The organism is Streptomyces sp. NPDC054834 (assembly GCF_053611185.1).
On sequence record NZ_JBSGZV010000052.1, the window covers coordinates 1 to 11,536 of the forward strand.

8 protein-coding genes are annotated in these 11,536 nt (G+C 72.5%); 4 read left to right on the top strand and 4 right to left on the bottom strand.

The genetic code is table 11. The features are described 5' to 3' along the window. Positions 1-284: 284 nt before the first annotated feature. The 4 genes from ACWGJM_RS41270 to ACWGJM_RS41285 form a co-directional block, all read right to left on the bottom strand. On the bottom strand, positions 285-2,669 hold the full coding sequence (locus tag ACWGJM_RS41270; RefSeq protein ID WP_453416891.1) for a transglutaminase TgpA family protein: 2,385 nt from the start codon (positions 2,667-2,669) through the stop codon (positions 285-287). 22 nt (positions 2,670-2,691) lie between these two features. Next, positions 2,692-4,050 (bottom strand): DUF58 domain-containing protein, encoded by a 1,359-nt coding sequence (locus tag ACWGJM_RS41275; RefSeq protein WP_453416892.1) that lies wholly within the window; start codon positions 4,048-4,050, stop codon positions 2,692-2,694. Beyond that, a complete protein-coding gene (locus ACWGJM_RS41280) occupies positions 4,050-5,087 on the bottom strand; it encodes an AAA family ATPase (RefSeq protein ID WP_453416893.1) in 1,038 nt (345 codons plus the stop codon). Before ACWGJM_RS41280 ends, ACWGJM_RS41275 begins: the two co-directional genes overlap by 1 nt. 240 nt (positions 5,088-5,327) lie before the next feature. After that, a complete protein-coding gene (locus ACWGJM_RS41285; protein WP_453416894.1) occupies positions 5,328-5,939 on the bottom strand; it encodes a beta-class carbonic anhydrase in 612 nt (203 codons plus the stop codon). Between the two features lie 331 nt (positions 5,940-6,270). On the opposite strand from ACWGJM_RS41285, the gene rsmH reads away from it, so the two are divergent. The 4 genes from rsmH (at position 6,271) to ACWGJM_RS41305 (ending at position 11,534) form a co-directional block, all read left to right on the top strand. After that, complete coding sequence (gene rsmH / locus ACWGJM_RS41290; protein ID WP_453416895.1) at positions 6,271-7,227, top strand: 16S rRNA (cytosine(1402)-N(4))-methyltransferase RsmH; 957 nt, start codon at positions 6,271-6,273, stop codon at positions 7,225-7,227. Between the two features lie 42 nt (positions 7,228-7,269). Beyond that, the gene (locus ACWGJM_RS41295; protein WP_453416896.1) at positions 7,270-7,818 is read left to right on the top strand and encodes a septum formation initiator family protein; all 549 of its coding nucleotides are present in this window, start codon (positions 7,270-7,272) and stop codon (positions 7,816-7,818) included. Positions 7,819-7,823: 5 nt separating this feature from the next. Further along, positions 7,824-9,809: a peptidoglycan D,D-transpeptidase FtsI family protein gene (locus ACWGJM_RS41300; RefSeq protein WP_453416897.1), complete on the top strand. Its 1,986-nt coding sequence runs from the start codon at positions 7,824-7,826 to the stop codon at positions 9,807-9,809. Positions 9,810-10,013: 204 nt separating this feature from the next. Then, positions 10,014-11,534 carry a UDP-N-acetylmuramoyl-L-alanyl-D-glutamate--2,6-diaminopimelate ligase gene (locus tag ACWGJM_RS41305; RefSeq protein WP_453416898.1) on the top strand — a complete coding sequence of 507 codons (1,521 nt, stop codon included), beginning with the start codon at positions 10,014-10,016 and terminating at the stop codon, positions 11,532-11,534. Positions 11,535-11,536 lie beyond the last annotated feature (2 nt).

The window sequence follows — 11,536 nt, forward strand, 5'->3', positions numbered from 1 at the left end:
AGCCACCTCCCGGTGGCCGCCCCTCACGCATGCCGTGAAGCCCTTGGCGGGTACCGGACTGAGCTCTGCTCGCCCGGCGCCCTGCGCAGCGTCCGGCGGGCCGCTGTCGCGCGCGCCGTGACGGACGTCCACGACGCCGATGCCGCCCACAGCACCTGTACGGTCGAGCCGGGCCACTGGCGTCCGGCGGTTCAGCTGGGTACGTGTGAGGGGGCGGCCACCTTCTGGTGGTCGCCCCCTCATGCATGCCGTGAAGCCCCTGGCAGGTTTCCTGCCTCAGGGGCTCAGCCCTGCTGGCCCGGCGCCCTGCGCAGCGTCGGGCGGGCCGCTGTCGCGCGCGCCGTGACGGACGTCCACGACGCCGACGCCGCCCACAGCACCTGCACGATCGAACGCGGCAGGAACAACGCCCGCAGCCGCGTACGGAGGCTCACCGTGCACTCCAGCGCGGCGGTCACCCGGCGCACGTCCTCCGCCAGCCCCGCCGCGGGGCGCGGCCGGGGCGCGTAGAGGACCTGCTCCACCGCGTCCGCCAGCCGGTGCGCCGCCGCCCCGGCCACCGGGTCGAGATGCCCGAGCCGGACGATCCGGGCGGCCGCTCTGCGCGGGGTCTGCGACTCGTCCGGCAGGATGCCGAAGTCCCATGCGGTGTCGGTCAGTTCACGCCAGGCCGCCAGCGCGTGTGCCGCCGCGCCCTCCTCGGTACGGGCGTGCGCGCCCAGCCGTACCGCGCGCAGGCGGGCCCGCCAGAGCATCGGCGTGAACGGGACCAGCGCGACGGCGAGTCCGCCGAGCACCCACAGCGCGTACACCCACCACTGCCGGGGATGCGGTTGCTCGTGCAGCGCGGCCTGCGCGGACGGGCTGCCGCACCCCTGGAGCTTGCGCTCCTGGACCGTGCAGCTCTCGCTCGGGGAGACCGGCACGGCGGGCGCCGCACTCGCCGTCTGCGAGGGCCGCACCTGGTCCGGAAGGCTGCTGCCGGGCGTGTCCGACAGGGTGTACGACGGTGCCGTGCCCCGGGTCGGGGTCGGCTCGAAGCGGGTCCAGCCCACGCCCTCGAAGTACAGCTCCGGCCAGGCGTGCGCGTCCTTCAGGCCGACCGACACCGAGCCGTCCGCCTGCGGGGACCCGGGCGCGAAGCCCACCGCCACCCGGGCCGGGATGCCCAGCGTGCGGGCCATCGCCGCCATCGCGAAGGAGAAATGCACGCAGAAGCCCTGCTTCCGCTTCAGGAAGTTCGCTATGGCGTTCGGGCCCCGTCCGACCTCCACCTGGGTGTCGTACTGGAAGCCGCCGGTCACGGCGAAGTAGTCCTGGAGCTTGACCGCCTCCTCGTAGTGGCTCGTCGCGCCCGCGGTGACCTCCTCGGCGGTCTTCGCCACCACCCTGGGCAGCGAGGACGGCACCTTGGTGTACTCCCGCACCAGGGCCGCCGGCGGTTGCTTGGCCGCCGTCAGCTGCTCGGCCGTCGGCTGCACGTCCACACTGGTCACCGTGTACGTCGCGCCGCGCGTGGTCTGGCCGTGGTCGCCGACCAGCGTCATGCCGACCGGCTCGTACCGCCAGTTGCCGCCGATCCGCACGCTGCTCGGCGGGTACGGCATCGGCAGCCAGTCCTGGGCGTACCAGTCCGCCGCCGTGACCGTGGTCCGGACGCTGCTGCGCTTGATCTCGGGGCCCAGGCCGATCGGGGTGGGGAACTGGTCCGGCACACCGACGATGTGCCGCTGGGACGGCTTCCAGGTGGTGCCGTCGAAGTCGTCCAGGGAGACGATCCGCAGGTACAGGTCCGAGATGTCGTTCGTGCTCGTCTTCACGGACAGCACCTGGCGGTCCTGGTCCACGTTCAGGCTGTCGCGCAGCGACACCAGCGGGTTCACCGCGGAGATCGTGCCGCCGGAGCCGTTGCCCGCCCCGATGCCCGTCCCGGCCGTGTCCAGCAGGCCGCCGCTCATCGCGGGCAGCGTCCACGGCACCAGCAGGGCCACGCCCAGCGCGACCACGCCGATGCGGTGCCCCGTACGGACCGGTGCCACCGCCCCGTCCCGTGTCTCGCCGGGCGGGCGTGCCGTGCCGCCGAAGAACCTGCCCCACTGCGAGAGCCGGTCGCGGCCCTCGGCGAGCAGCAGCAGCAGATAGCCCGCGGCCGCGATCAGGAACCACAGCCCGTCGGAGGCGCCGTCGGACAGGCCCGCGGCGACGGAGTACAGGGCGAGCAGCGGCAGACCGGCCGGGGCCGCGCTGCGGAAGGTCACCGCGAGGGTGTCCACCAGCAGGCCGATGACCAGGACGCCGCCGACGAGCATCAGCCGGATCCCGTCGGTCAGCGGCGCCGGTATCGCGTACCGGCTGACGTCGTCCGACCCCTCCTGGAGCAGATCGGCCAGATGCCGGAAGGCCTCGGGGCCGGGTATCAGCCCGGCGACCGCCTGCTGGTGGGCGAAGAGCAGCGTCAGCATCAGCACAGTCACCAGGGCCTGCGCCGCCACGGTCAGCGGCCGGGCCAGCGGCACCCGCCGGGTCGCCGCGCCCACGCCCGTCTGCACCGCCACCAGCAAGGCCGCCTGGAGCAGCCACGTCGGCCGGTCCACCAGGGGCAGCAGCGCAGACGACACCATCAGCGTGGCCGCCGCGGCGAACAGGGCCAGCCGAGCCCGCCCGCTCATGACAGTTCCTCCCAGCCGGTCCTCACAGTGCCTCCCCGCCGCTCACCGCGGCCATGTCCCGGCGGTCGTGGTCCGCCTGGCGCCACAGGTCGTTCAGGGAGGCGCCGCGCGGGACGCTCACGGCGGTCCAGCCCGCCTCGCGCAGCATCCGCAGCCCCTCACTGTGCGGATCCGCCGGGCCGGGGTCATCGGCCGCCTCACGCAGCCACGCGCCGTCCAGCAGGAAGGCGATCGCGCCGCCGCTGCGCCGGCGCATCTTGGCGACCACCGCGGCCTGTTCCTCGTCGAGGTCGCCCAGGAACGCCACCAGCAGCCCTTCGTTGCCGCCGCGCAGCACGTCGTACGCGCGGGACAGGCCCGCGCCGTCCGAGTGGTCGATCACCGCGAGCGTGTCCATCATCATCCCGGCCGAGTCCGCCGTCTCCTGGCTGGCGCCGGCGAACCCGCCGGCCCCCTCGCCGGGCACCGAGCTGCCGGTGTCCGTCAGCAGCCGTACCGAGAAGCCTCGTTCGAGCATGTGCACCAGCACGGACGCCGCGCCGGACACCGCCCACTCGAAGGCCGAGTCCGGGCCGGCGCCCGCGTAGGCGATGCCCCGGGTGTCCAGGAGGACCGTGCAGCGGGAGCGTTGCGGCTGCTCCTCACGGCGCACCATCAGCTCGCCGTAGCGCGCGGTGGAGCGCCAGTGCACCCGGCGCAGGTCGTCGCCGTGGCGGTATCCGCGCGGGATCACGTCGTCCTCGCCCGCCAGCGCCACCGAGCGCTGCCGTCCGTCGCCGTACCCCTTGGCCTCGCCGCTCAGCCGCACCGGCGACAGCGGCTCCACGCGCGGGATCACCGTCAGGGTGTCGTACGAGGAGAAGGAGCGGGTGAGTTCGCACAGTCCGAAGGGGTCCGTCAGGCGCAGTTGCAGCGGGCCCAGCGGATAGCGGCCACGCAGGTCCGACCGGACCCGGTAGGACACCTCACGCCGGCCGCCGGGCTCCACCCGGTCCAGGACGAAGCGGGGCCGCGGCCCGAGGACGTAGGGCACCCGGTCCTGGAGCATCAGCAGGCCGGTGGGCAGCCGTGAGACGTTGTCCACCCGCAGGTGCACCCGGGCCTCGCTCGCGGCGGGCACCCGCGAGGGGGAGAGCCGGCGGCTGCCGGCCACCCGGTAGCGCGTGCGGTAGAGCACGGCCGCGCAGAGCAGCGGGAGGACGGCCAGCAGCACCCCGACCCGGAGCAGGTCGCTCTGGCCCAGGACGAACGCGCAGATCACGGCGGCGACACCGGCGGCCAGGAAGGACCGGCCGCGGGTGGTCAGCCCGGCCAGGGCCGTACGGATGCCGCCCCGCTCCCCGCGGTCGGCCTCCGCCGGCCCCGTCCCCCCGGCGGTCATCACAGCCTCCGCGGGGGCTGCGAGGGGTAGTCCGGCACACCCCGGCCGAGGCCGAGGCCGCCCTGCTGCGGCGCCGCCGCGGGTACCGGCGTGTGGTGAAGGATCTCCCGCACGACCTGTTCCGAGGTGCGCCGGTTGAGCTGGGCCTGCGCGGTGGGCAGCAGCCGGTGGGCCAGCACGGCCACGGCGAGGGCCTGCACGTCGTCCGGGAGCGCGTACTCCCGCCCGCCCAGGGCGGCGGACGCCTTCGCCGCGCGCAGCAGGTGCAGCGTCGCGCGCGGGGAGGCCCCGAGTCTGAGGTCGGGGTGGGTGCGGGTGGCGGCGACCAGGTCGACCGCGTACCGCCGGACCGGTTCGGCGACGTGGACGCCGCGCACGGCCTCTATCAGCTTGAGGATCTCGTGCGCGTGCGCGACCGGCTGGAGGTCCTCCAGCGGCGAGACCCCGCCGTGCACGTCCAGCATCTGCAACTCGGCCTCGACGCTGGGGTAGCCGACGGAGACCCGGGCCATGAAGCGGTCGCGCTGGGCTTCGGGCAGCGGGTAGGTGCCCTCCATCTCGACCGGGTTCTGCGTGGCCACCACCATGAAGGGGCTGGGCAGTTCGTAGGTCTGCCCGTCCATCGTGACCTGGCGCTCCTCCATCGACTCCAGCAGCGCGGACTGGGTCTTGGGCGAGGCGCGGTTGATCTCGTCGCCGATCACGATCTGCGCGAAGATGGCACCCGGCTTGAACTCGAAGTCCCGGCGCTGCTGGTCCCAGATGGACACGCCGGTGATGTCGGAGGGCAGCAGGTCGGGCGTGAACTGGATGCGCCGCACCGAACAGTCGATGGACCGCGCCAGCGCCTTGGCGAGCATCGTCTTGCCCACCCCGGGAACGTCCTCGATCAGAAGATGCCCCTCGGCGAGCAGTACGGTCAGCGAAAGCCGTACGACCTCGGGCTTGCCCTCGATCACTCCTTCCACCGAACTGCGGACCCGCTCCACAGTGGCAGTCAGATCTGTAAGGCTCGCTCGATCGTCATAGGTCGTCACCCGGCCCTCCTCGGCCCGTTCTTACTCGGGCCGACGCACTGTGTTGCGCGACCGGCCCACCCCGAAACACGGACACCACGCGGGAAAGGTTCCGCGTGACGTCACACCCCGCATTCTTGCTGCCGTTACCGTTTCGTGTCATCCGACTGTGGACAACTGCCCGCACTATGTCGGTCTTACAACCTTTTCGACCGGACTTTCGATGTCGGGCGCGGGGTGATTCCGGGGCGGGCGGTCCGGTCAGGCCGCGTCGACCTCGCGCAGCAGGCCGGTCTTGACGTCGAAGACGAAGCCGCGCACATCCTCGGTGTGCAGCAGGAACGGTGAGGTGCGCACCCGCTGCATCGACTGCCGTACGTCCTGGTCGGCGTCCCGGAAGGACTCCACCGCCCACGCCGGGCGCTGGCCGACCTCCACCTCCAGCTCGCTGCGGAACTCCTCGGTGAGGGACTCCATGCCGCAGCCGGTGTGGTGGATGAGGACGATACTGCGCGTGCCCAGCTTGCGCTGGCTGATGGTGAGGGACCGGATCACGTCGTCGGTGACCACGCCGCCCGCGTTGCGGATGGTGTGACAGTCACCGAGCTCGAGGCCGAGCGCGGCGTGCAGGTCGAGCCGGGCGTCCATGCAGGCCACCACGGCGACGTGCAGGACCGGGCGGGCGTCCATACCGGGGTCGGTGAACGCCGAGGCGTACCGCTTGTTGGCCTCGACGAGGCGGTCGGTGACCCTGCCGCCTTCCGTTATGGCGCCTTCGGATCCAGTGAGTGCTGCTGCGGAAGTCGTCATAGTCATGACGTTACTGGTCACCCGCGATCCCGGCCTGCTGTGAGAGGGGACAAAGAACGTCATCGTGGCTTGTTGTGAGCTAACCCACACGGAGGGCGAAACCGTGCCGGACGGGTGATTCCCTTCGGATTGTGCCTCCGCCCGGGATGCGGTACGCGACGCGCAGGCCGGTTGATTGACCGCGAGACACGGTGGACTAAAGTGACGCGGAGCGGGAGGCGACGCTCTCCCTGCTGGACTGAGCAGCATCGATTTACCCGCGCGGCGCGTACGCACGGCCCGGCCTCCTCCCGCTCCCGGCCGGCTGACGCCTCCGGCGCCGGCAGGCCTCCCCTTCACGAGCGGGCGGGGACCCGGCGGTGCGTACAACCCGCGCCGCACATGAGAGGCCCCCTTGAGCCAGAGCCGACACGTCCCTGTGATGCTCCAGCGGTGCCTGGACCTGCTGGCGCCCGCCCTGGAGCGGCCGGGAGCGGTGGTCGTCGACTGCACCCTCGGGCTCGGTGGCCACAGCGAGGCGCTGCTGACCAGGTTCCCCGAGGCCCGGCTCGTCGCCCTCGACCGCGACAAGGAGGCCCTGCGCCTGTCCGGTGAGCGGCTGGCGCCGTACGGGGACCGGGCGACGCTGGTCCACGCCGTGTACGACGAGCTGCCCGCCGTGCTCGACCGGCTCGGCCTCCCGCGCGTGGAGGGCGTGCTGTTCGACCTCGGTGTCTCCTCCATGCAGCTCGACGAGGCCGACCGCGGCTTCGCCTACGCCCAGGACGCCCCCCTGGACATGCGTATGGACCAGTCGACCGGCATGAGCGCCGCCGAGGTCCTCAACACCTATCCGGCCGGCGAGCTCGTGCGGATCCTGCGCGCGTACGGCGAGGAGAAGCAGGCCAAGCGGATCGTCTCCGCCATCGTCCGGGAGCGCGAGAGGGAGCCGTTCAGCAACAGCGCGCGGCTCGTCGAGCTGATCCGGGACGCGCTGCCGCAGGCCGCCAAGCGCACCGGGGGCAACCCGGCCAAGCGCACCTTCCAGGCCCTGCGTATCGAGGTCAACGGCGAACTCGCCGTCCTGGAAAGGGCGGTCCCGGCCGCGGTGAAGGCCCTCGCGGTGGGCGGCCGGATCGGCGTCCTGTCGTACCACTCGCTCGAGGACCGCCTGGTCAAGCAGGTGTTCGCGGCCGGCGCCGCCACCACCGCGCCGCCCGGACTGCCGGTCGTCCCCGAGCGTTACCAGCCCCGGCTCAAGCTGCTCACTCGCGGTGCCGAACTTCCCACCGAGGAAGAGGTCGCCGAGAACCGCCGCGCCGCTCCGGCACGGCTGCGCGGGGCCGAGCGCATCAGGGAGGACGTCGAGTGAGCGAGCCGGGCCGTTCGGCTCCCCGAACTCACCGGAGGGCAAGTGAGTAGGAAACCCGAACTGAGGGGGCGGGCGGCCCGGCTCGCGCGGCTCTTCCCGGCCGGCCCGGGACAGGCGGCGCGCACCCCGTTCGTGCTCCTCGTCGTCCTGCTCCTCGGCGGCGGTCTCATCGGTCTGCTCGTGCTGAACTCGGCGCTCAGCGAGGGGTCGTTCAAGCTCGACGACCTTCAGAAGCAGACCAAGAACCTCACCGACCAGCAACAGGCCCTCCAGCGGGACATCGACGCCTACTCCGCCCCCGACGCCCTCCAGCGCCGGGCCCGCGAACTCGGCATGGTGCCCGGCGGAGACCCTGCCTTCCTCGACCCCGACGGCACCGTCAGGGGCGTCCCCAGCCCGGCCGCCGCGGACGAGTCCGCCGGCCCCGCCGTCCCGCTGTCGGCACCCGGCAGCGCCCCGCCCGCTTCCGGCTCCCGGACCCCCGCGACGACCCCGGCCCCGCCCTCGACCCAGGCCCAGGCCACCCCCCAGCCCACCACCTCGGTGCCACCCGCCCTCCAGCCCGCCACGACCACGACCCCCGGCAGGTGACGGAAGTGTCCGACAGGGAACCCCCGCGCCGCCGCGTGCCCGGTCCCGCAAAGCCGCCCAGTCCCCGCAAGGCCGGTGGCGGGGGCGGGGCCGGGCGTCCGGGGCCCGGTGCCCGTCCGGCCCGCCGTCCGTCCCGGCCCGGCCGGCCGCGGCCGGCGGCGGCGCGCAGCATCCGGCTCGGCAGCCCGCGCCCGCGCCTGCGCATGGTGAGCCTCGCGCTCACGCTGGTGCTGGTCGCCTTCGTCGTACGCCTGCTCCAGGTCCAGGCCGTCGACGCGAGCGCGTACACCGCCAAGGCCGAGCAGAACCGCTACGTCGTCCACACGCTGGCCGCCGAGCGCGGCGGGATCACCGACCGCAACGGTGTGGCCCTGGCGATCAGCGAGGACGCCTACGACATCACGGCCGACCCCACGATGTTCAACCGCAAGCAGCTGAAGATCGACGACGGCCCCGAACAGGCGGCCGCCCTGCTCGCCCCGATCCTCGGCCAGGACCAGGCCGCCCTGCTGCGCAAGCTGCGGCCCGCGAACAAGAGCCTGCGCTATGTGAAGCTGGCGAGCCGCCAGACCCCGGAGGTCTGGAACCAGATCAAGGACATCAGGTCCGCGCTCACCGAGAAGGCGGCCAAGGACCACTCCACCGTCAACGTCCTCGCCGGCGTCTTCTCCGACCCCAGCAGCAAGCGCGTGTACCCCAACCGCGACCTGGCCGCCGGGATACTGGGCTGGGTCAACGCCGACGGCAAGGGCGGCGGAGGCGTCGAGCAGCAGCTGAACAAGCAGCTCACCGGCAAGGACGGCAAGGTCCGCTACGCCCAGTCCGGCGGCCGCCAGGTCCCCACCGCGGGCTCCACCGAGACCCCCGCCGTGCCCGGCGCCGACGTCGAGCTCACCATCGACCGCGACATCCAGTGGGCCGCCCAGAACGCCATCACCGAGCAGGTGAAGAAGTCCGGGGCGGACCGCGGCTACGTGATCGTCCAGGACACCCGCACCGGCGAGATCCTGGCCATGGCCAACGCGCCCGGCTTCGACCCCAACGACCTGGCGAAGGCCGACGGCGCGGCGATGGGCAACGCGGCCGTCCAGGACGTCTACGAGCCCGGCTCCACCGCCAAGATCATGTCGATGGCGGCCGTCCTGGAGCAGAACGCCGCCACCCCGCTGACACACGTCGTCGTGCCCAACCGGCTGCACCGCGGAGACCGGCTCTTCCAGGACGACATCGACCACGCGACCTGGTACCTCACGCTCAACGGCGTGCTGGCCAAGTCCAGCAACATCGGCACCATCCTGGCCACCGGCCAGCTCGGCAAGACCCAGCCGCAGGCCAACAAGGTCCTCTACTCGTATCTGCGCAAGTTCGGCATCGGCAGCGCCACCGGACTCGGCTTCCCCGGCGAGACCAAGGGCATCCTGGCCCCGGCCGACAAGTGGTCGACGTCGCAGCAGTACACGATTCCTTTCGGCCAGGGTTTCTCCCTCAGCGCCATGCAGGCCGCCTCCGTCTACTCGACCATCGCCAACGGCGGCCTCCGCGTCCAGCCGACCCTGGTACGCGGCGAGGAGGGCGCCGACGGCCGCTTCACCCCCGCGCCGAAGCCCAAGAAGACCCGGGTGATCAGCGAGAAGACCGCCACGGCCCTCGCCCGGATGCTGGAGTCGGTGGTGGACGACGAGCAGGGCACCGGCATCAAGGCCCGTATCCCGGGGTACCGGGTGGCCGGCAAGACCGGCACGGCAAACCGCGTGGATCCGGCCACTGGAAGGTACCGCGGCTACACCTCGTCGTTCGCCGGATTCGCACCCGCGGACAACCCGCGCATCACCGTCTACTGCGCGATCCAGAACGCCACGAAGGGCAGCTACTTCGGTGGCCAGATCTGCGGCCCGATCTACAAGCAGGTGATGGAGTTCGCGCTCAAGACCCTCCAGGTCCCGCCGACCGGTGCCAAGCCCGCGAACCTGCCCGTCGAATTCAAGCCCTGACCAGGAACGATTCCCGTGACAACGATCACTCCCGATCCCGGGAGCCCCGGTGCCCCCCGGCCCTCGCTCACCCGTCTCCCACCACCACCCTTGCCGGACCGCGCTTCGCGCGGGCTCCCTTTTCGCTCCGGAGCGGGTACGCCCGGTACGCTCACCGCCGTGCCACACGCTGATCAGTCCCAAACCACCCAGAAGGGCGCTTCCGTGACATATCCGGGGCCGCCGCGGCCGGTTCAGGTCTCCGCCACACCCCTCGCGGAGCTCGCCGATCAGCTGGGTGTCGAACGACCGGAGAGCGCCGCGCGGGTCACGGGCATCACCCACGACTCGCGCGCCGTCCGCCCCGGCGACCTGTACGCCGCCCGCCCCGGCGAGCGCGTGCACGGCGCCGACTTCGTCACCCAGGCCGCCGGCCTGGGGGCGGTCGCGGTCCTGACCGACCCGACCGGCGCCGAACGCGCCGCCGCGACCGGACTGCCGGTCCTGGTCGTGGACGACCCGCGGGCGTGCATGGGCGAACTGGCGGCCACGATCTACGGCCGGCCTGGCCGGGACCTGCTCCAGATCGGCATCACCGGTACCTCCGGGAAGACCACCACGGCCTACCTCGTCGAGGGCGGTCTGAAGACGGTGAAGTCCACCGGGCTGATCGGCACGGTCGAGATGCGCATCGGCGACGAACGCATCAAGTCCGAGCGCACCACCCCCGAGGCCACCGACCTCCAGGCGCTGTTCGCCGTCATGCGCGAGCGGGGCGTCGAGGCGGTCGCCATGGAGGTCTCCAGCCACGCCCTGGTCCTCGGCCGGGTCGACGGCTGCGTCTTCGACATCGCCGTCTTCACCAACCTCAGCCCGGAGCACATGGAGTTCCACTCCGGCATGGAGGACTACTTCCAGGCCAAGGCGCAGCTCTTCACCCCGGAACGCAGCAAACTCGGCGTGGTCAACACCGACGACGAGTACGGCCGCCGGCTCGCCCGCGAGGCGACCGTCCCGGTGGTCACCTTCTCCGCCGAGGGCCACCCCGACGCCGACTGGCGTGCCGAGGACGTCCAGGTCGGCCCGATGGACTCGGTGTTCACCGTGCTCGGCCCGAACGGCGAGCGGATCACCGCCAAGGCGCCGCTGCCGGGCCCCTTCAACGTGGCGAACACCCTCGCCGCCGTCGTCGCCCTCGCCGCCGCCGGTCTCGACCCGCAGGCCGCCGCCGACGGCATCGCCGCCGTACCGGGCGTGCCGGGCCGCCTGGAGCGGGTGGACGCCGGGCAGCCGTACCTGGCGGTCGTCGACTACGCCCACAAGACCGACGCGGTCGAGTCCGTGCTCAAGGCCCTGCGCAAGGTCACCAAGGGCCGTCTGCACGTCGTCCTCGGCTGCGGCGGCGACCGCGACACCACCAAGCGCGCCCCGATGGGCGCCGCCGTCGCCCGGTTCGCCGACACCGCCGTACTGACCTCCGACAACCCCCGCTCCGAGGACCCGCTCGCGATCCTGGCCACCATGCTCCAGGGCGCGGCCGCCGTGCCCGCGCACGAGCGCGGCGAGGTGCTGCTCTTCGAGGAGCGGGCCGCCGCGATCGCCGCAGCCGTCGGCCGGGCGCACGCCGGGGACACCGTGCTGGTCGCCGGCAAGGGCCACGAGCAGGGCCAGGACATCGCCGGCGTGATCCGTCCCTTCGACGACCGCCAGGTGCTTCGCGAAGCTATCCAGAAGACCCAGGGATGAAC